The 19013-nt window shown below is 44.0% G+C and carries 21 protein-coding genes; 16 read left to right on the forward strand and 5 right to left on the reverse strand.

All coding sequences use genetic code 11. The annotated features are described in order from the left end of the window. Positions 1 to 21 precede the first annotated feature (21 nt). The 8 genes from JOC76_RS30730 to JOC76_RS16370 all read left to right on the forward strand — a co-directional run bounded on the left by JOC76_RS30730 (position 22) and on the right by JOC76_RS16370 (position 6058). Positions 22 to 585 (forward strand): MoeA family protein, encoded by a 564-nt coding sequence (locus JOC76_RS30730; RefSeq protein ID WP_307784735.1) that lies wholly within the window; start codon positions 22 to 24, stop codon positions 583 to 585. 12 nt (positions 586 to 597) lie between these two features. Next, on the forward strand, positions 598 to 1254 hold the full coding sequence (locus tag JOC76_RS30735) for a molybdopterin molybdotransferase MoeA (protein WP_307784737.1): 657 nt from the start codon (positions 598 to 600) through the stop codon (positions 1252 to 1254). A 12-nt stretch (positions 1255 to 1266) separates the two neighbouring features. Then, positions 1267 to 3192 (forward strand): molybdopterin biosynthesis protein, encoded by a 1926-nt coding sequence (locus JOC76_RS16345; protein ID WP_205179162.1) that lies wholly within the window; start codon positions 1267 to 1269, stop codon positions 3190 to 3192. A gap of 9 nt (positions 3193 to 3201) precedes the next feature. Next, the gene (locus JOC76_RS16350) at positions 3202 to 3669 is read left to right on the forward strand and encodes a molybdenum cofactor biosynthesis protein MoaE (RefSeq protein WP_205179164.1); all 468 of its coding nucleotides are present in this window, start codon (positions 3202 to 3204) and stop codon (positions 3667 to 3669) included. Continuing rightward, positions 3662 to 3895, forward strand: a complete 234-nt coding sequence (gene moaD / locus JOC76_RS16355) for a molybdopterin converting factor subunit 1 (RefSeq protein WP_205179166.1) — start codon at positions 3662 to 3664, stop codon at positions 3893 to 3895. The genes JOC76_RS16350 and moaD overlap by 8 nt, the downstream gene beginning before the upstream one ends. A gap of 213 nt (positions 3896 to 4108) precedes the next feature. Beyond that, positions 4109 to 5128, forward strand: a complete 1020-nt coding sequence (locus tag JOC76_RS16360; RefSeq protein ID WP_205179168.1) for a thiazole biosynthesis adenylyltransferase ThiF — start codon at positions 4109 to 4111, stop codon at positions 5126 to 5128. Between the two features lie 234 nt (positions 5129 to 5362). Beyond that, the gene (locus JOC76_RS16365) at positions 5363 to 5668 is read left to right on the forward strand and encodes a YwdI family protein (RefSeq protein ID WP_205179169.1); all 306 of its coding nucleotides are present in this window, start codon (positions 5363 to 5365) and stop codon (positions 5666 to 5668) included. A gap of 18 nt (positions 5669 to 5686) precedes the next feature. Next, positions 5687 to 6058 carry a DUF423 domain-containing protein gene (locus JOC76_RS16370; RefSeq protein WP_205179171.1) on the forward strand — a complete coding sequence of 124 codons (372 nt, stop codon included), beginning with the start codon at positions 5687 to 5689 and terminating at the stop codon, positions 6056 to 6058. A gap of 42 nt (positions 6059 to 6100) precedes the next feature. Here JOC76_RS16370 and gerQ read toward each other — a convergent pair whose 3' ends face one another. Further along, positions 6101 to 6580 carry a spore coat protein GerQ gene (gene gerQ / locus JOC76_RS16375; protein ID WP_239557761.1) on the reverse strand — a complete coding sequence of 160 codons (480 nt, stop codon included), beginning with the start codon at positions 6578 to 6580 and terminating at the stop codon, positions 6101 to 6103. A 264-nt stretch (positions 6581 to 6844) separates the two neighbouring features. Continuing rightward, positions 6845 to 7588, reverse strand: a complete 744-nt coding sequence (hemQ, locus tag JOC76_RS16380) for a hydrogen peroxide-dependent heme synthase (RefSeq protein ID WP_205179173.1) — start codon at positions 7586 to 7588, stop codon at positions 6845 to 6847. Positions 7589 to 7835: 247 nt separating this feature from the next. Here hemQ and pta point away from each other — a divergent pair, with 247 nt between their 5' ends. Further along, the gene (gene pta, locus JOC76_RS16385) at positions 7836 to 8807 is read left to right on the forward strand and encodes a phosphate acetyltransferase (RefSeq protein ID WP_205179175.1); all 972 of its coding nucleotides are present in this window, start codon (positions 7836 to 7838) and stop codon (positions 8805 to 8807) included. 98 nt (positions 8808 to 8905) lie between these two features. Further along, the gene (lipL, locus tag JOC76_RS16390; RefSeq protein WP_205179177.1) at positions 8906 to 9742 is read left to right on the forward strand and encodes an octanoyl-[GcvH]:protein N-octanoyltransferase; all 837 of its coding nucleotides are present in this window, start codon (positions 8906 to 8908) and stop codon (positions 9740 to 9742) included. 178 nt (positions 9743 to 9920) lie between these two features. Here lipL and JOC76_RS16395 read toward each other — a convergent pair whose 3' ends face one another. Beyond that, the gene (locus JOC76_RS16395; RefSeq protein ID WP_205179179.1) at positions 9921 to 10673 is read right to left on the reverse strand and encodes an RsfA family transcriptional regulator; all 753 of its coding nucleotides are present in this window, start codon (positions 10671 to 10673) and stop codon (positions 9921 to 9923) included. Positions 10674 to 11000: 327 nt separating this feature from the next. Here JOC76_RS16395 and JOC76_RS16400 point away from each other — a divergent pair, with 327 nt between their 5' ends. The 3 genes from JOC76_RS16400 to JOC76_RS16410 all read left to right on the forward strand — a co-directional run bounded on the left by JOC76_RS16400 (position 11001) and on the right by JOC76_RS16410 (position 13386). Further along, positions 11001 to 11222, forward strand: coding sequence for a YuzB family protein (locus JOC76_RS16400; RefSeq protein WP_205179181.1), 222 nt, complete (start codon positions 11001 to 11003; stop codon positions 11220 to 11222). A gap of 246 nt (positions 11223 to 11468) precedes the next feature. Next, a complete protein-coding gene (locus tag JOC76_RS16405) occupies positions 11469 to 12767 on the forward strand; it encodes an HD domain-containing protein (RefSeq protein WP_205179184.1) in 1299 nt (432 codons plus the stop codon). A gap of 115 nt (positions 12768 to 12882) precedes the next feature. Next, positions 12883 to 13386, forward strand: coding sequence for a YwgA family protein (locus tag JOC76_RS16410; protein WP_205179265.1), 504 nt, complete (start codon positions 12883 to 12885; stop codon positions 13384 to 13386). 161 nt (positions 13387 to 13547) lie between these two features. On the opposite strand, the gene thmT is transcribed toward JOC76_RS16410, so the two are convergent. Continuing rightward, complete coding sequence (gene thmT / locus JOC76_RS16415; RefSeq protein ID WP_205179186.1) at positions 13548 to 13733, reverse strand: 2-hydroxymuconate tautomerase; 186 nt, start codon at positions 13731 to 13733, stop codon at positions 13548 to 13550. A 215-nt stretch (positions 13734 to 13948) separates the two neighbouring features. On the opposite strand from thmT, the gene JOC76_RS16420 reads away from it, so the two are divergent. Next, on the forward strand, positions 13949 to 14602 hold the full coding sequence (locus tag JOC76_RS16420; RefSeq protein ID WP_205179188.1) for a site-2 protease family protein: 654 nt from the start codon (positions 13949 to 13951) through the stop codon (positions 14600 to 14602). A gap of 15 nt (positions 14603 to 14617) precedes the next feature. Continuing rightward, entirely contained in the window at positions 14618 to 15130 is a 513-nt protein-coding gene (locus tag JOC76_RS16425; protein WP_205179190.1) for a YwhD family protein, read from the forward strand. A 120-nt stretch (positions 15131 to 15250) separates the two neighbouring features. On the opposite strand, the gene JOC76_RS16430 is transcribed toward JOC76_RS16425, so the two are convergent. After that, complete coding sequence (locus JOC76_RS16430; protein WP_205179191.1) at positions 15251 to 17317, reverse strand: transglycosylase domain-containing protein; 2067 nt, start codon at positions 17315 to 17317, stop codon at positions 15251 to 15253. A gap of 355 nt (positions 17318 to 17672) precedes the next feature. On the opposite strand from JOC76_RS16430, the gene speE reads away from it, so the two are divergent. Further along, positions 17673 to 18506, forward strand: coding sequence for a spermidine synthase (gene speE, locus JOC76_RS16435; RefSeq protein WP_239557763.1), 834 nt, complete (start codon positions 17673 to 17675; stop codon positions 18504 to 18506). The last annotated feature ends 507 nt before the right edge of the window (positions 18507 to 19013 follow it).

Genomic DNA, 19013 nt, shown 5'->3' on the forward strand with positions numbered 1-19013 from the left:
TTAAAGGGGAGTAAGAGAACCATGCAATTTTTCAAAGTCAAAACAGTCGAAGAAACATGGGCCTTAATAGATGAACGGATTCCGGCCATCGGAGAGACAGAGGTCAGGGAGCTGGCCGAGGCCCTTCACTATATAGTAGCGAGTCCGATTACGGCTAAGGAAAATGTGCCGAGCTTTGACCGCTCAACAGTGGATGGATATGCCGTCCGTGCAAAAGATACGTATGGTTCCTCTGAATCCATGCCCGGGTTTTTACAGGTTGTTGGCGAAGTGAAAATGGGCGAGGTTCCTGCTGTAGAAGTGATTCAAGGCACAGCCGTTTACGTCCCTACAGGCGGCATGCTGCCAAAGGGCAGTGACAGCGTAATGATGGTTGAACATTGTGAAGACGTTGATTCCCTGCTCAATACCTACAAACAGACAGCACCTGGGGAAAATGTGATTCGAGCTGGTGAGGATATTCGAGAAGGTGAAATACTGCTGAACCGCGGGACAAAGCTTAGACCACAGGAATTAGGTGCCCTCGCTTCATTGGGTGTCACACATGTGAATGTTTATAAAAAATTGAAGGTCGGTTATTTGTAATCTGGTGATGAAATTGTTCCTTATCAAACAGCGAAACTTAGAGACGGGCAAATTCGGGATATTAACTACTTAACCATTGCCGGACTGGCTAATGAGTGGGATGTCGATGTGGTCTACGGAGGGATTGTCCGTGATGACTTGATTGAATTTCGAAACAAAGCCCGCGATTTATATGATCAGGTTGATTGCTTAATTCTATCTGGCGGAAGCTCTGTCGGTGCAAAGGATTATACCAAAGATGTGATTCAATCGTTAGGCGACCCGGGGGTATTTGTCCACGGCATCAGCATCAAGCCGGGGAAGCCAACGATTCTAGCACAAGCAAATGGGAAACCCGTCATAGGGCTGCCAGGGCATCCTGCAAGCGCCATGATTATCTTTAAGCTGTTCGGTGAGCGAATTCTTCGGAAACGAAAGGGAGAAATACTTGAGTCGAGACTTGAGCGTATTTTTGCAAAAATAACGAAAAACATCCCATCTTCTATGGGACGGGCCGATTATGTCCGTGTCCGTCTGTTTGAAAAAGAAGGCGAATGGTGGGCTGAGCCGATTATTGGCAAATCCGGGTTAATTACTACACTGGTGAAAAGCGATGGTATTGTGGAGATTAGTTCAGAAAAAGAAGGGGTTTCACAGGGTGAAGCGGTGCCTGTGATTCCAACAAGGTAAGGGGTCTAAACGATGGAACAGACACAATATAAGCGGAAAATTTATTTAGAGGATAAACCCCGAGTGGAAGCGCGAGAAGAAATTCTCGCTGCCTTTTGGCAGACATCTGAAATGGAATGGATTCAGGTGTCAGATGCACTAGGCCGAGTAACCGCAGAGCCCATCTTTGCACAGGTCTCCATGCCACACTACCATGCTTCAGCCATGGATGGTATCGCCGTTGTCGCAGAAAGCACGTACCAGGCACACGAACAAAATTCGCTTTTCCTTAAGATTGGTGAACAATTTAGGTTTGTTGACACAGGCAATGCCATACCTTCCCCATTTAATGCGGTAATCATGATCGAGCATGTCCAGATTGTGGATGACGAAACCATCGAAATTATTGAACCAGCCACACCTTGGCAGCATATCCGCCCGATTGGTGAGGATATTGTTCAAGAAGAGATGCTGTTTCCGCAAGGCCATACCTTAAGACCGGCTGATTTAGGCGTGTTGTTGGCTGCACAGCAATTAATGATACCTGTAGTCAAAAAGCCGGTCGTCACCATCATTCCGACAGGAAATGAATTAGTCGAGGCCCATTCCGAGTTAGCACCTGGCAAAATTATCGAGTTCAATGGCACCGTATTCTCCGGCTTTATTAAAGATTGGGGCGGCGAACCACGCTTATCCAACATCGTGAAAGATGAACCGGATAAAATAAAGGAAGCACTCTTGAAGGCGACTGAAAACTCCGATATGATTGTAATCAATGCGGGCTCTTCGGCAGGACGGAAGGACTATACGGTCCATATTATTTCGGAAATGGGCGAAGTGTTCACCCATGGAGTCGCCGCACGGCCAGGCAAACCAGTTATTTTAGGAAAAATAAATGGAAAAATCGTCGTCGGTGTTCCAGGCTACCCAGTCTCAGCTTATCTTGCACTTGAATGGTTTGTTCAGCCGCTCATTTGCAAGTACTTGGGGATTCCTGTTCCCAAGCGGCAAACCGTAGCAGTCAAGCTCGGGCGCCGCATCGTCTCCTCGATGGGGGCAGAAGATTTTATTCGAATGAATATCGGCTATGTGAATGGACAATTTGTTGCTAACCCGCTCACACGCGCGGCGGGGGTGACCATGTCCTATGTAAGAGCAGACGGCCTATTAATTGTCCCTCCTAACATCAGTGGCTATGAACAAGGCGACACCGTAGTGGTCGAGCTATTAAAACCGCTCGAGGAAATCAAGAATAGCATCGTGTTCAGCGGTAGTCATGATCTTACCATTGATTTGTTATCCTCCCAGCTGAAACGAGCTAGGACAGAGATGAAAATCGTCTCTTCCCATGTCGGCAGCATGGCCGGCATCATGGCGATCAAGAAAGGCGAGGCCCATGTAGCGGGTATTCATTTGCTAGACCCAAGTACAAAACAGTACAATATATCATATGTAAATAAATTATTAGCCGGTCAAGACGTCGTTCTCTATCCTTTTTTAAAAAGGAAGCAAGGCTGGATTCTGCCACAAGGCAATCCCCTTGGCATAGAATCCGTCACAGACTTGGTTCGGACTGTCGCCAATTTCGTAAACAGGCAAAAAGGGGCAGGTACCCGCATCTTGTTTGATTTGTTGCTTGATGAGGCTGGACTCACGGCGGAGGAGATTACCGGCTATGACCGCGAGATGTTCTCCCATTTAGCCGTGGCAGCAGAGGTGAACGGCGATGCCCACTGCGCGGGGCTGGGGATTTATCCCGCAGCAAAGGCATTGGGCTTAGATTTTATTCCGATTGCCGACGAAGAATATGATTTAGTGATGAAGCGAGAGTTTTACGAAAGTGACAGTGGGCAACAGCTAGTGGAAATCATTCATTCACCTGCCTTTAAAAAACAGGTTGAGAAAATAGGTGGCTACCAAGTGGTCGAGCCTGCCGTGCCCAAAGCAATAGAAGGATGAGGTGATAGAATGAAAATGTATGAAATCGCAAAAGACCCCATTGAGGTCCAAGCTGTGATTGATAAAGTCATTCAACGGGAAGCCGGTGCGATTACTACCTTTATTGGAACGGTTCGGGAACTGACAAAGGGCAAGAGAACCTTGTTTTTAATCTATGAAGCGTATGAGGCGATGGCTGTAAAAAAATTAGAGCAAATCGGCCGTGAAATCGAAGAGCGCTGGGAAGGTTCACGTGTGGCCATCACGCATCGGGTTGGCCGTTTAGAGATTACGGATGTAGCAGTGGTTATTGCGGTTTCGACACCGCACCGCGCTGATGCTTACGATGCCAACCGCTATGCGATCGAACGAATTAAAGAAATCGTTCCTATTTGGAAGAAGGAACATTGGGAAGATGGTGAAGCGTGGATGGGCAATCAGCTTGAAACGGTTGCCTATCCTAGCGGCAAGCCGGAGGCAGGTGATTTAGATGAATAAGGTCTTATTTTTTGCCCATTTGCGTGATGCTGTCGGTGAGGAGTCTTTAGTGTTGGAGGCTGCTGGTAAAACGGTAGCGGAGTTAAAATCGGAACTAGCGGCTAAATACGACTTGCCCCGTATGGAAACAGTGATGACCGCCATCAATGAAGAGTTTGCTTCCAATGACGAGGTCATTTGTGACGATGATGAGATTGCGTTCATTCCACCGGTAAGCGGCGGTTGATGCCTTGGGACAGCGTTTTGGCTTTGGTATTGAAAAAGTGCCGATAAATGGGTGGAAAGTGCTGATAAACTTTGAAAAAGTGCTGATAAATTGGCAAAAACGCTGATAAACTCGAAAAAAGCGCTGATAAAGTTCAACATTTAGCTTTGAAGAGGATAGGAAGATGAAAAAAGCTCGCCATTTGGCGGGTTTTCTTATGATGGGGGAGTTTCTATGCATGAACGCTATTCACGGCAAGTCCTTTTTCCGGGGATCGGCAAGGAAGGACAAGCAAAGATAAATCAAAAGCATATCCTTATCATTGGGGCTGGGGCGTTAGGCTCTAGTAGTGCCGAGGTGCTGACGCGGGCCGGAGTCGGGAGAATCACCATTGTCGATAGAGATTACGTCGAAGCGAGCAATCTTCAACGTCAACAGTTGTATACCGAAGAGGACGTTGCCGAAAAACTGCCAAAGGCAGCCGCAGCGGAAAAACGTCTTCGAGCTATTAACTCTAATGTAGAAATACGGGGGATCATCGGTGACGTTAATCCGGAGTTGCTCGAGGAATTGGCTGTAGGTGTGGATTTAATCATGGATGCGACGGATAATTTTGAAACCCGGATGGTTTTAAATGACGTTTCGCAAAAATACAAGATTCCATGGATATACGGCGCCTGCGTCGGCAGTTTTGGGATGAGTTTTTCAATCATTCCAGGAAAAACCCCCTGTTTAAATTGTTTGCTGCGGACCATCCCGCTTCAAGGAATGACCTGTGATACGGGGGGAATTATTTCTCCTGCAGTCCAAATGGTCATTGCCCATCAAACAGCGGAGGCCCTGAAGATGCTGGTTGAGGATTGGGAGGCCATCAGAACCACCTTTGTCAGCTTTGATTTATGGAGAAATCAATATTCTAGCCTAAAAATGTCCAAAGCGAAATTTACCGGCTGTTTGTCCTGCGGTGAGGAGCGGACTTATCCATATTTGGACGAGGAAAACAGAACGAAGACAACGGTCTTGTGCGGCCGCGATACCGTCCAAATCCGCCCGTCCCATCAAGGAGAGGTCTCGCTAGAAAGTCTCGCAGACCAGCTTCGTTCATCAGGCTACCAAGTAAAGGGCAATCCTTACTTGCTATCCGTTGAAATGGGTGCAGAACGGATGGTTGTTTTTCAAGATGGCCGCGCACTCATTCATGGAACGAAGGATTTAACACACGCCAAGTCAATCTACCAAAGAATACTAGGATAAATAAGAAACCCGGACCAGGAATGGTGCGGGGTTCTTACGTTTGAATGATAAGAATTTTAACTTCGAGAATGGTCCAGCTCCAGCTTGTCGGGGCTGATCAAGGCGCTTGCGCTTTCCTATCCTTCGACAATGTTCCACGTGAAACATGTCGAAGGGTAGGTGAGGACTATTTTTTCGTAAAATAGCCCATAATCATGTAGAATAGAAACGAGAATAGATGTAGAGGTGTAGTACGTGAATATATCTGTTGATAAACTACTGGCAAAAATCGATGAGGAACTAAAATTAGCTAAAGCGGCGACAAAGGAAGAAAACTTGCGGGAAAAGATTTACTCTATTAAAATATTGTGCGAACTCATACTAGATGAAAAGCAGGTGGCCGTGAAGCCTTCGGCACCAATACAGCCTGCGGTCACACAACAAGTCTATCAACAGCCATCCATCAATCAGCAAGTACTCCAGCAGCCATCACCATTTCAGCAACCCAAAAAGATTGAAATGGACGATGAAGCAAACGGGGATTCATTATTTGATTTCTAAAAACGGAGGTGTTTTACTTTGAAAGCTTTTATTATTGTTGGTGCTATTAATGCCTTTTTAGCAGTTGCGCTCGGAGCGTTTGGAGCACATGGACTGAAGGACAGACTAGATGCCTACTATTTAGACATTTGGAAAACGGGTGTAACCTATCAAATGTTTCATGCAATCGGCATCCTCATTATCGCTATGCTTCTTGGTAAAGTGCCAATGAGCTCACTATTTAATTGGTCAGGGTGGTTAATGCTCGCAGGGATCATTTTCTTTAGCGGAAGCTTGTATATCTTAAGTCTCACAAAAGTGGGCGTGTTAGGTGCGATTACTCCGATTGGCGGAGTATGCTTTTTGGCGGCTTGGGTGTTAATGATTATTGGAGCGGTTAAGAATTTTTAAGACAAAAAAGGCATTGGGATAAACTCCCGATGCCTTTTTACTTTATCTTGGTGGGAAGGTTTGTAATGAAGGACCTGCACCATATGGATATTCGTACTCAATTTCTTCGGAGAAGGTAATATAGTCAACGGCTACCATTGGAATGAGGTAGCGCGTGCCGACTTGCGGATCACTTAAAATGACGTGGTCCCGTCCGGCAGCTTCGATGATGCCCTTAAACTCTTTCGCATTCCATTGGCTGTTTCCTTCAAAGGTTGCAAAAACCGTTACTAATTTCCCTTTGTTCAAGCGAAGAATATTTTCAATGTAGGATTGTTCAATTGGCAGCATTCCAGGTGAAGCTCCTGCTCCCCCTTGTGCTGGTGGTGTTGGCGTACCTCCGAATCCAGCTGGCGGAAATTGTTGTTGTGGAAATCCTTGAGTTGGCATAAAGCCTTGCCCGCCTGTCATTGGCTGCTGGGCCTGTCGGTCGGCTGCCCCTGGATAAGGCTGAAATCCTTGAGGATTGTAATATTGACTCATCTGTTTCCCTCCTATAAAAACTTCTTTCATAGACTAATACGAGTAGACGAAAGACCTAACAATTTTATTCATACTCCTGTGAACCGAAAATAGTGACAGTTTTTTTGGCTCTTTGCTCACCTCTTTTTGATGAGACCTTCGGAGCTTAATCTTAGACTCGCTGTTAAAATAGTATGAAAAAAAGAAATGAAATATGACTGTACGAACTTTGTTTGTAGACATAAAAAAAGTTCTCAAGAACGAGCCTGAGAACTTTTTGAAAAATTATACATGAAGGAAGATTGTGATGCGTTCTTCTTCAAGCAGGTTGCCGACGAAAAAGGCACCGAATTCGCCGTAGCGGGCGCTGACTTCGTCAAAGCGCATTTCATAGACGAGCTTTTTGAACTGGAGAACGTCATCGGCGAAGAGAGTAACACCCCATTCGTAATCGTCGAAGCCAACGGAACCGGTGATAATTTGTTTGACTTTGCCTGCATATGTACGTCCAATCATACCGTGGCTGCGCATCATGCTGCGGCGCTCTTCCATTGGCAGCATGTACCAGTTATCATCGCCTTGACGGCGCTTGTCCATTGGGTAGAAGCAGACATGCTTTGCTTTTGGCAATGTTGGATAAAGGCGTGCAAGGATTTGCGGGTTTTGGTATGGATCTTCACCTGCTGGCAGGTAGTTGCTGAGCTCGACTACGGATACATAGGAATGGGCAGGAATCGTGAATTCAGCCAGTTTGGTTTTATTAAATTGTGTTTCAATTTCATTTAGTTCCTCCATGGTTGGACGAAGGATCATCATCATAAAATCGGCTTTTTGACCGACGATTGTATATAAAGCATGGCTGCCTTCTTTTCGTTCTTGTGTTTCGTTCCAGTTTTCAACCAGACTTAAAAACTCGTGAATCGCGGCCTCGCGCTCTTCACTAGGGAGCATTTTCCAAGTTGTCCAATCAACGGTACGGAAATCATGAAGGCAATACCAGCCATCAAGCGTTTGTGCTGCTTCACTCATTATAATCACTCCTAAATAATCATTCTTCTCATTTCCAATCTTAACTATATCATAGTTTGACCAAGCCGCGCCTTTCTAACACCCCACGGGGATATTTTTATCGAAAAAGGTAATAGTAAGAAGGTGAGTGGAATTTTTTGAAAACAAAAACTTTTTGGTGTAACCGCTGTCTGTGACTTACATTGCTTGAAATTTTAGCATGGTAAAGTATGCTAGAAGTGGTAGATTAATAAGGAGGCAAATGGTTGTGAGTGATTTATTTGAAGGTTTAAAGCAGAAAATTTCTGGACGTAATTTGCGAATTGTTTTTCCAGAAGGATTAGATGAGCGGATTATTCGTGCAGCAAGCCGTTTAGCTGAGGAAAATTTAATTACGCCTATTTTGGTAGGAAATATCGAACAGGTGCAGGCAAAGGCAAATGACCTTGGCGTTTCTGTCGATTCTGCAGAAATTTATGATCCTGCTACATATGCGGGCATGGAAGAATTAGTGGCTTCATTTGTGGATCGTCGTAAAGGCAAGGCAACAGAAGAAGATGCCCGTAAAATTTTACTTGATGAAAATTACTTTGGGACAATGCTTGTATATTTAAATAAAGCACATGGTCTTGTTAGCGGCGCGGCGCATTCAACAGCAGATACGGTTCGCCCGGCGTTACAAATTATTAAAACGAAAGCAGGCGTGAAGAAGACGTCTGGTGTATTCATCATGGTTCGTGAAGATGAGAAATATGTATTTGCTGATTGTGCGATTAATATTGCACCGGACAGCAATGATTTAGCGGAGATTGCGATTGAAAGTGCGAAAACAGCAGCAATGTTTGATATTGAGCCACGCATTGCCATGTTAAGTTTTTCAACGAAGGGTTCGGCTAAATCACCGGAAACAGAGCGTGTGGCAGAAGCTGTGGCTGAGGCGAAACGACGTGATGCATCGCTTGTTTTGGACGGTGAATTCCAGTTTGATGCTGCGTTTGTTCCTTCTGTGGCTAAGAGTAAGGCGCCGGGTTCTGTGCTGCAAGGAGATGCGAATGTATTTATCTTCCCTAGCCTTGAAGCAGGAAACATTGGTTATAAAATTGCCCAGCGTTTAGGCAATTTTGAAGCAGTAGGTCCAATTTTACAAGGGTTAAATGCACCAGTAAACGACCTATCACGCGGCTGTAATGAAGAAGACGTGTACAAACTTGCGCTGATTACTGCAGCACAAGGATTATAAGATAGAATGGGCTGGTCCTTGATGGGGCTGGCTCTTTTTTGTGTGAGTTGCCTCTTTTTGATAAAATAAGCCTAATAAACCATTAAGGAGTAATCAAAATGGAAGGTTTACTGCGCCAGCCCGAATGGCGGATTATTGACCAGTCGGCAGTTGGCATTCATTTTCAAGCATTACAATCATTTGGAACCGATGATACCTTGTGCGCATCCGTAGGTGCTGGAGAGGCGCCGGCAACAGCGCGGACGTGGGTTCATCATAATACGGTCGTGTTAGGGATACAGGATACGAGATTGCCATTTTTACAGGAGGGCCTTCAATATTTGGCTGAGCAAGGCTATCAGCCCATTGTACGCAATTCCGGCGGGTTGGCGGTTGTGCTCGATGAAGGAGTCCTGAATATCTCGTTAATTTTTCCAGAGGCTGCAAAAGGAATCGATATTAACCGGGGCTACGATGCGATGTGGCAGCTGGTACAGCAGATGTTTTCTGATTTTCCACAGTCCATTGAGGCACGGGAAATTATCGGCTCTTATTGCCCGGGAAGTTATGACCTTAGTATTGGAGGGAAAAAGTTTGCCGGCATTTCGCAGCGGCGTTTGAAACGAGGCGTGGCCGTACAGATTTATTTGTGCGTCAATGGGAGCGGCGAAAAGCGGGCTGAACTTGTCCGGGAATTTTATCAGCTGGCCAAAAAAGACGAACAAACGAAATTCGTTTATCCGGAGGTGGTTCCGGAAGTAATGGCCTCCCTGTCAGATTTGCTTGGTGTCGAATTGACCATTGCTGATGTGATGCTGCGGCTCCTGCAGCAGTTAAAAGCGCATAGTGATTACTTGTATGCGGGGCAGTTAAACGAGTTTGAGCTTAGTTTGTTTTCAGGGTATTATCAACGGGTGGTCGACCGCAATGAAAAAATGGCTGAGATGTTAAAATAAAAATTTATGCGCTTGATAGAGGTCTCCCTGGAATCACGGACCTTTATTGTTGGATCGCGCTAACACAGGCAAAAAAAAGCCGAAAATCTCTCGTGAATAGATTTACGGCTTTTTGGCTTGTATATTAAGTGCTGCTGCGCTTGGTCTCTTCTCCCTTAAAGGAATTGGAAAGATGATTTTACTCTGCAACTTTTTCGAGGTTGCCGTTACGGTCCATTTTGAATTTAGTAGCAGGTCTTTCCTCTTCTTCAAATAAAACTAGCTTACGGGCGCGGTTCATGATTTTCATCAGCGTCTCGTAATCTTCTTGAATGGTCTCGGTATTTTGCTCGAGCCCTTCAATTTTTGCAGTCATTTCCTCATTTTGCTTTCTTAACTCGGAAATTTCTCTTTTCAATCTTTCATTCTCACTTTTTAGTGCTTCATTTTGCAGATTGGCATGATGAAAGTTTTGTAAATAAGAAATGACAGAATCCAGTGATAGCCCTCCAGTTGGTGCAGCGGCTCGGTAGGTTTGTGAGACCGCAGGCTTAACAAAGGTTTCAGCAGCCATTTCAGTTTGCATGTCGTTCATTTCAACTGCTGTTTCTGTAGGGGCAGGCATTTCCACATGAATTGGTTCAAGTGTTTCTAAATCCTCTGAATCAGGAACGGGCGGATTGTAAAGTAGTTTTTTCTTGCCGCCTTGGTCTTTTCCTAACACTCTTTGTCTTTGTTTTCGTTGTTTTTTTGCTAGTTGTAGCGCTTTCTCATAGCGGTGACGGACAACGGCATTCCATCTGAAACCGCAGGCGGCAGAAGTACGGTTAAGCTTGTCGCCCACCTCTTCAAAAGCATTTAGCTGGGTGCTGCCTTCTCTTACATGACGTAGTACGGTTTCTGCTAAAAGTAAGTCATTTTCATCTGTCCAAGCATCTTGACGAACTTTCATATCTTTCAACTCCCTAAATTGTTGTGCTATTTTTACTTTGTCAGTTCATGTTCTGACTTGTTTTTTAAAGTTCTAGTCTTAGGATGGACAAGTTTTTCAAGGTTTATACCAAACTTAATGCAAGGATAGTAGATTTTTTAACTAAAAGATTTGAGGGTGTTTGACAAGAGTTACTAATGATTGCAGCTTGCATTGGGAAAAAAGAACCTGTAAAATACCTATGGAGTTAAGACTGTTTAGTTATTTATTTTTGCCAAGTTACTATGTGTGATTATTGGATAAAATAGTGAAGTGATAATAGATTGATGGTAGAAAGGGGTGGATGGAATGTCCAATGAATTTCGTGTTTGCGATGATTGTCAGGCCGTGAATCTAAAGACATTGATCCCTCGTTTGAAAGAAGCTGACCCGGATGCGGAAATTAAAATTGGATGCCAATCCTATTGTGGTCCCGGTCGAAAAAAGACCTTTGCTTTCGTTAACAACCGCCCTGTGGCAGCATTGACAGAAGAAGAATTAATGGAAAAGGTTAATAAAAAGATAAAATAAGCTCGGTTTCTTTGCAAATAGATACGAATCTAAAAAATCACCTACGTTCATCAGGCCACAGGTGATTTTTCTATTGGTGCCTGTCACCAATAGTCAGTTCAGTGTGTTAGAAATGCTGACAGACACTCAATGTGTCGAAAAATCGTGCGGAATTTTGTAGGTATTTGGTATATAATAGGAGTAGGAATAAATTGGCCAATTTTGGTAAACGGGAAGAAGCATTTGTTTGAGGAAGAGGGGTATTTCATGCAATATTCGGCAGAAAAGTTAACAGAAGAAAAAGTGTTTAAAGACCCCGTCCATCGCTATGTCCATGTTCGAGACCGAGTGATCTGGGATTTGATAGGAACAAAAGAGTTTCAGCGTCTGCGCCGGATTAAGCAGCTGGGGACCACCTTTTTAACCTTTCACGGTGCAGAACATAGTAGATTTAACCACTCTCTCGGAGTTTATGAGATTGTCCGCCGTATCATCGATGACGTCTTTGCCGGCAGACAGGAATGGAACGATGATGACCGCCTTCTCACCTTATGTTCTGCGCTTCTCCACGACCTTGGGCATGGCCCGTTTTCACACGCCTTTGAAAAAGTTTTTGATTTTGACCATGAAGACTTAACACGAGCGATTATTTTAGGAAACACAGAAGTCAACAAGGTACTTCTAATGGTAGGCCCTGATTTTCCTGCACAGGTGGCTGAAGTAATTGCGAAAACATCTGCGAAAAAGCTCGTCGTCAGTATGATTTCGAGTCAAATTGATGCCGACCGGATGGATTATTTGCAGCGGGATGCTTATTTTACTGGTGTGAGCTACGGTCAATTTGATATGGAAAGAATACTGCGAGTTATGCGCCCTAGGGAAGAGCAGGTTGTTATTAAAAAGAGCGGCATGCATGCGGTGGAAGATTATATCATGAGCCGCTATCAAATGTATTGGCAGGTTTACTTCCATCCTGTCTCTCGCAGTGCTGAAGTGATTCTAACGAAAATCCTTCATCGGGCCAAACAGTTATTAGAAAACAACTACACTTTTAAATATGAACCCATCCACTTTACTTCTCTTTTTCATGAACAAGTGACATTAGAAGACTATTTAAAATTGGATGAGTCTGTTTGTTTTTATTATTTTCAAATTTGGCAGGAAGAGAATGATGCGATTTTAAGCGACCTTTGCCGCCGCTTTGTTAACCGGAATCTATTTAAATATGTTGAATTTGACCCTGCCAAGGAGTATAAGAAGCTTGCTGAATTAACGGTTCTTTTTGAGAAAGCAGGGATTGACCCTGAATATTATTTGGTTGTCGATTCATCTTCTGACTTGCCATATGATTTCTACCGGCCTGGTGAAGAAGAAGAACGGCTGCCAATACATTTATTGATGAAAAATGGAGAATTACGCGAGCTTTCTCGTGAATCTGAGATAGTCGATGCTATTTCGGGAAAGAGAAGAACGGACCACAAACTCTATTACCCAGCAGACTTCCTAGAAGACGACTCCAGCCAAAAAAAACTAAAACAGCAAATTCGCACCCTTTTAGATCGTTAATGAATGGTGCCATTGAACGGTTTCTTTAATGGTCTCTTTCACCATTAAAGGTCAAAACAATAGTGTAAATATGAGTAATGGTGCCTGTCACCACTGGAGTAGGAGATGACGAATGTTGTTAAAGGATCATGCTAAGTTGATGCAGGCGATTCTTGTTTCTGGTGAGGTTATCGGGAGAAAAAAGCTGCAGAAGATGATTTATATTGCAAAGAAGGTAGATTTCCCTTTTCATGAGCGGTTTCAGTTTCATTTTTATGGTCCTTATTCAGAGGAATTAACAACTAGGGTTGAAGAACTTTGCAATATGGGATTTTTAAATGAAGTGAAAGAAAAGAAGGGCGGCTACTATCAATATCGCTACACCCTGACAGATACCGGGAAAGAGTTTTTAAGCTTAAATGAAGTAGAGATGCCTAATTTACAGGATTGCTTTATTAATATGAACGAGCAAAATGCTAGATTCCTCGAGCTAGTATCAACAGTCTTGTTTTTTGATAACCTGTCAAAAGAAGAAGTCACAGACAAAGTGTTTACCCTTAAAAGCAGTCAGCGCTATACACTCACTGAAATCGATGAAGCATATCAATACATTGAAACCTTAAAAGGGAAGATTCAATAACGGGTGACAGGCACCATTTATCCTATCAATGAGTGATAAATGGTGCCTGTCACTTTTTAGAAGAAATAGTATAAATTTCGCCTTCTAGAATTGTCTAGCTCCAGGCCTAGCCTCTCGAGGTCTTAAGCTTGTGGGGGCTGACCAAGGCGCTTGCGCTTTTCTTATTTATCGCTTTCGCGAACGCCGGCTACTGCGTAGTGGTTTTTGCTCATTTCTTCGATAAAGACGACGATTTTTTCCTTTGGAGCACCGGTTGTTTCGCTGACAGCATCAGTTACTTTTTCAACTAGTGCACGCTTTTGGTCTTCGTTACGTCCTTCAAGCATTTTAACCGTTACATATGGCATATTAATTCCTCCTTTAATGTTAACTACTAGTAGTGTTCCACAAACCCAGGAAAAGTGCAACATGAGTGCACTTTTGTTTTCTTTTTATAAGCGGTATCAGTTATACTAAAAGAAATACAAATGATGACGGTTCAAATTGAATACGGCTCATTGCGGATTCCAGATTTCGGTTTCCGAATAAAGCAACGGCTTTTTAATTGGGAAGGAGAGATTATATGGATGGATTCCACTTGGCCTATCCACTGCGGTTAATTCCATATGTAGCGATTACCCTTATCTTTGCCTTTACATTCCATGAATTTGCACACGCCTTTGTGGCTTATAAATTTGGTGATAATACCGCCAAAAAGCAAGGACGACTGACACTAAATCCGCTTAAACATCTGGATCCAATCGGCACCATTCTGATACTTCTTGCTGGATTTGGCTGGGCGCGCCCTGTACCAGTCAACCGCTTTTATTTTAAAAAGCCGCGTCTTGCCAGTATCCTGGTTTCCATAGCAGGTCCCTTTGCGAATCTGATCCTTGCTTCGCTAGGATTTATTGTCGGTTATGGCCTGATGCGATTCAATATAGCATCTTCTACTCAATTTGATGATTTCCTAATGATTTTTATTAATTTAAATATCGTTTTGCTTATCTTCAATATGATTCCGCTGCCGCCACTCGATGGCTACAGAATTATCGAGGACCTTGCGCCTCATCATGTACGGGCAAAAATGACACAATATGAACAGTACGGAATGCTGATCTTTTTAGTTCTGGTCATCACGCCGCTTGACCAATTTACGATTCAGCCGATTTTTAGCACCATTGTCCCTTGGCTAAGGGAAGGATTAAGCAATTTCTTTTATAATCTTTATTTTTAGGAGGTCTTTGTTTTAATGGAAGAGAATAAGAAAAAGCTGGGCTTTAATATTATCAAAAAAAGTGACCCGATGGATGGTCATAAAGGGTTTGGAAAAGGGGCATTGAGCCTGGATAATGTTTCCCCGGTGTTTATCGATATTGAGGCAGGCGAGGCGGAAATTGATATCGGCGCCATGCATGCCCGCAGTGCCGTGGAAAAAGGGATTAAATTTTTGCCAAATCAAGAGGACGTTCCGAATGGCAAACCTTATTGGCTCGTTTGGGTGACGATTGACCGTAATGAGGAAGGTCCATATTATGCTGGGGTGACTGCCTGCTATATGACCGTGGACCGTGAAATCCGCCGCGGTTACAAATCATTGCCGGAACATGTGAACCGCATGGATAAATCCCTTAAACGTCATATTATTGTCGATGTCATGGATGACCCATCGAAAAAGATATTAGCGGATTTCCTGCGTGCCCATAACGAGGTATTATGGGAAAACTCGACTGATGAACTCAAAAACGGTTTATTGGTCGAATAACATTATTTGTGTTTTTTTCTGAAATGAGTAATATAATCCTAAAACTAGGACAAGAAAAGCTCCGGAGCGAATCCGGAGCTTTTCTTTTTATGAGAATATTGCAAGATGTACGGCGCTTTACTAGTCCCATGGCATAATTTTCTTATACCAAGGAACCTTTTTGTCCGCTGCATCTTTTTTATGTGCATCAGGAGCATTTTTTAAATGATCGGTACAATATTCAGTTGGCTCTGTACCTTTGACAAAATACGTAAATCGACGGATAGGGCAATCCTTTGTTGCCAGTTTTCCGTTTTCCGGATCCACATATACCCCGATGACGCCCTCTTTTGGCGCTTTGAACGCCTTAATCGGCTGTCCTTTTAAGGCATCCTCCATAAAATTGGCCCAAATCTTTTTGGCGTACGTTTTGTCCGCCGCCATTTCAATTGGCTTGCCAGTGTCATAGCCGGCCCAGACGGCCGTAACCAACTGCGGCGAGTAGCCAATCATCCAGCTGTCCGTATCCGTTGAGCCAGACTTGCCAGCATACGGGCGGGTGAGGCTTTTGCTGATCGTGCTTCCGGTTACCCTGGTATAGCCGTTCAACTTCGAATCGAATATCCCAGTTAGCATTTGCGTCATCACATAGGCTCTTGCCGGATTTAAAATTCTGTTAAAATGATTTTCTTTTTCATAAATTACATTTCCATTATAATCTTCGACTCTTGTAATCAGTGCTGGAAAAACCTTTTTACCACCGTTGGCAAACATGCTGTAGGCATTGGCCATATCAATCATGCGGACACCCGAGGTTCCTAATGCAAGCGACGGGACCTCTGACATTTTAGTTGACAAGCCGAATTTTTTGGCTGTTTCTACTAACGTATCTTCGCCTAAAAATAAATGAGTTTTGACCGCAAAAATATTGTCAGACACAGCAAGGGCCTCAGCAAGTGTGATCTCACCATTAGCATACTTGTTATTGAAGTTATGCGGTGTATAATCGGCTTGACCATCGTCAAAGTGAAACGTTGTATATTCACTCCGCATCGTCGATGACGGGGTAAAACCATGCTCAAGGGCCGCATAATACAACAACGGCTTGATCGTGGAGCCTGGCTGCCTGATTGCTTGGACGGCGCGATTAAATGGACTTTTTTCATAATCTCTGCCGCCGACCATCGCTTTGACATCACCATTTTTTGGATCCATGGCCACAAGACCGATCTGAATTTCCGAGGAGCTGGCCACATTTTTTTTGATTTCGCTTTCGGCTGCTTCCTGCTGCTTTAAATTTAGGGTCGTATAGACCTTTAAGCCGCCTAGAGCAATGGTGCGTTCATCTAAATGAAGCTGGTTCTTAAGCGCATTGCGAACCGCATCCTGAAAATAAGGGGCTACTTTTACTTTTTGGGTAGCATGAGCTCCTGCTAAATGAAGCGGTGCCATCGCGGCTACTTGGGCAGCCTTTTTAGAGATATATCCATTTTCTACCATTGTTTTTAAAATAATTGCCTGACGGCTTTTGGCTTTTTCTATATTGGCAAATGGAGAATAAATCCCCGGACCCTTCGGTATTCCGGCAAGCAAGCTCGCTTCGGCAAGGCTGAGGTCAGCTGCCTTTTTTCCAAAATAATACTGGCTGGCTGCTTCCACGCCATAGGCTCCGTTGCCGTAATAGATGGTATTTAAATAGCCTTCCAGAATATCTTTTTTGGAATAGTTCATCTCAAGGCGGATCGTATAAAAGGCCTCGGTCAGTTTACGTTTCCACGTTTTATCGTGCTCAAGAAAAAGATTCCGTGCATATTGCTGGGTAATGGTACTTGCCCCTTGCACCTTGGCGAAGGCTGAAACGTCCGCAACGACCGCCCCGGCAATTCGTTTGAAATCAAAGCCGTGGTGATGGTAAAAGTTTTTGTCTTCCACAGAGACCGTGGCATTGACCAAATCCGGGGAAATGTCGTTCATATTAACCCAGTAGCGTTTTTGACCGCTATTGCTTTCACCTATTAAGGTTCCGTCGTCAGCGAAAAATAATGTCGATTGCGGGACAGCTAGCGGAGGAGCCCCGAGTATTTTAGCATAGCCAAGAATGCCGGCAAAGAGAATGAGCATGCAAATCATGCCTATCAAACTGATGAATATGAACGCCCTTAGGTATTTAATCGTCTTTCGAAACCCTTGATCAGTCATGATTTCCATAATATTCACCCCACATTAATAGCGGAAGCGCTTTGGTCAGCCCCGACCAGCGCTGGAGGGCCTGGCGGTGAAGTCGTTTTTTGACTTCACTGACAGGATCGAAGCAACCTCGAGGGGCTAAGCGCTGCAGCTAGATATCACTTTCCAGTTTTTTTAAAATTAGATAGTAATAGTATTGAAAAAATAGAGTCATTTTAAACATCCGTGGAAAAATTCTTTAAATTTTGCTAGACTTTTTCTTATGTTTGTAATTCAATAGTTTGGGTAGCATAAAAAGAAAAGCGGAAACGGCCGTTTAGAGAGAGGGTTCTGGGGAGAGCTGCGGTTTGGATATCAATGCATAAATGGAAGGAAGATGTTCGTGTCAATTTGGTTTACAGAAAAGCAAACTGAAAACTTTGGGATTACCATGAAAGTGAACAAAACCTTACATACAGAACAAACCGATTTTCAAAAGCTTGATATGATTGAAACCGAAGAGTGGGGCAACATGTTGTTATTAGATGACATGGTGATGACATCGGTCCGTGATGAATTTGTCTACCATGAAATGGTGGCCCATGTGCCATTATTCACCCACCCTAATCCAGAAAACGTGCTTGTAGTCGGCGGCGGCGATGGCGGTGTCATCCGTGAAGTACTGAAGCACCCAAGCGTAAAGAAGGCAACATTAGTCGATATTGACGGGAAAGTGATTGAGTATTCCAAGAAGTTCCTTCCAGAGATCGCCGGCAAACTGGATGACCCTCGTGTGGATGTGCGTGTCGATGACGGTTTTATGCACATTGCCAAAAGTGACAATCAATATGACGTGATTATGGTTGATTCCACAGAACCAGTAGGTCCTGCGGTCAATCTTTTTACAAAAGGGTTCTATGCGGGGATTGCGAAGGCGTTAAAAGAGGACGGTATCTTCGTGGCGCAGTCGGATAATCCATGGTTCAAAGCGGATTTAATCCGTAATGTCCAGCGGGATGTAAGAGAGATTTTTCCAATTACCCACTTATATGTAGCTAATATACCAACATACCCAAGTGGTTTATGGGCATTTACAATCGGTTCTAAGCAATATGATCCACTCGAGGTTAGCGAAGAACGCTACCATGAGATCGAGACAAAATACTACACAAAAGAATTGCACAAAGCAGCTTTTGTTTTGCCGAAGTTTGTTGGCGATTTATTGAAGTAACGAAATGGTCCATTACTACATGTCGACCGTTGGTACGGTTACAAAAGTAGTTTATTGTGCCTGAAGGTCGGTAAAAAGCGGCCCAACGGTCACAAAAGTAGTTTATTGTGTCCGAAGGTCGTAAAAAGTGGCCCAACGGTCACAAAAGTAGTTTATTGTGCCCGAAGGTCGAGGAAAAGCGGCCCAACGGTCACAAAAGTAGTTTATTGTGTCCGAAGGTCGGTAAAAAGTGGCCCAACGGTCACAAAAGTAGTTTATTGTGCCCGAAGGTCGAGGAAAAGCGGCCCAACGGCCACAAAAGTAGTTTATTGTGCCCGAAGGTCGGTAAAAAGTGGCCCAACGGTCACAAAAGTAGTTTATTGTGCCCGAAGGTCGAGGAAAAGCGGCCCAACGGTCACAAAAGTAGTTTATTGTGCCCGAAGGTCGGTAAAAAGCGGCCCAACGGTCACAAAAGTAGTTTATTGTGCCCGAAGGTCGGTAAAAAGCGGTCAAACGGTCACAAAAGTA

The organism is Neobacillus cucumis (assembly GCF_016908975.1).
Taxonomy (GTDB): Bacteria; Bacillota; Bacilli; order Bacillales; family Cytobacillaceae; genus Neobacillus; species Neobacillus cucumis.

What these genes read in the sequence shown, in the direction of transcription:
- JOC76_RS30730 (WP_307784735.1), top strand. Translation starts at nt 22, where the DNA reads ATGCAATTTTTCAAAGTCAAAACAGTCGAAGAAACATGGGCCTTAATA.
- JOC76_RS16345 (WP_205179162.1), top strand. Translation starts at nt 1,267, where the DNA reads ATGGAACAGACACAATATAAGCGGAAAATTTATTTAGAGGATAAACCC.
- JOC76_RS16350 (WP_205179164.1), top strand. Translation starts at nt 3,202, where the DNA reads ATGAAAATGTATGAAATCGCAAAAGACCCCATTGAGGTCCAAGCTGTG.
- moaD (WP_205179166.1), top strand. Translation starts at nt 3,662, where the DNA reads ATGAATAAGGTCTTATTTTTTGCCCATTTGCGTGATGCTGTCGGTGAG.
- JOC76_RS16360 (WP_205179168.1), top strand. Translation starts at nt 4,109, where the DNA reads ATGCATGAACGCTATTCACGGCAAGTCCTTTTTCCGGGGATCGGCAAG.
- gerQ (WP_239557761.1), bottom strand. Translation starts at nt 6,580, where the DNA reads ATGAGTCAATATTACAATCCTCAAGGATTTCAGCCTTATCCAGGGGCA.
- hemQ (WP_205179173.1), bottom strand. Translation starts at nt 7,588, where the DNA reads ATGAGTGAAGCAGCACAAACGCTTGATGGCTGGTATTGCCTTCATGAT.
- lipL (WP_205179177.1), top strand. Translation starts at nt 8,906, where the DNA reads ATGGAAGGTTTACTGCGCCAGCCCGAATGGCGGATTATTGACCAGTCG.
- JOC76_RS16395 (WP_205179179.1), bottom strand. Translation starts at nt 10,673, where the DNA reads ATGAAAGTTCGTCAAGATGCTTGGACAGATGAAAATGACTTACTTTTA.
- JOC76_RS16400 (WP_205179181.1), top strand. Translation starts at nt 11,001, where the DNA reads ATGTCCAATGAATTTCGTGTTTGCGATGATTGTCAGGCCGTGAATCTA.
- JOC76_RS16405 (WP_205179184.1), top strand. Translation starts at nt 11,469, where the DNA reads ATGCAATATTCGGCAGAAAAGTTAACAGAAGAAAAAGTGTTTAAAGAC.
- thmT (WP_205179186.1), bottom strand. Translation starts at nt 13,733, where the DNA reads ATGCCATATGTAACGGTTAAAATGCTTGAAGGACGTAACGAAGACCAA.
- JOC76_RS16420 (WP_205179188.1), top strand. Translation starts at nt 13,949, where the DNA reads ATGGATGGATTCCACTTGGCCTATCCACTGCGGTTAATTCCATATGTA.
- JOC76_RS16425 (WP_205179190.1), top strand. Translation starts at nt 14,618, where the DNA reads ATGGAAGAGAATAAGAAAAAGCTGGGCTTTAATATTATCAAAAAAAGT.
- JOC76_RS16430 (WP_205179191.1), bottom strand. Translation starts at nt 17,317, where the DNA reads ATGGAAATCATGACTGATCAAGGGTTTCGAAAGACGATTAAATACCTA.
- speE (WP_239557763.1), top strand. Translation starts at nt 17,673, where the DNA reads ATGTTCGTGTCAATTTGGTTTACAGAAAAGCAAACTGAAAACTTTGGG.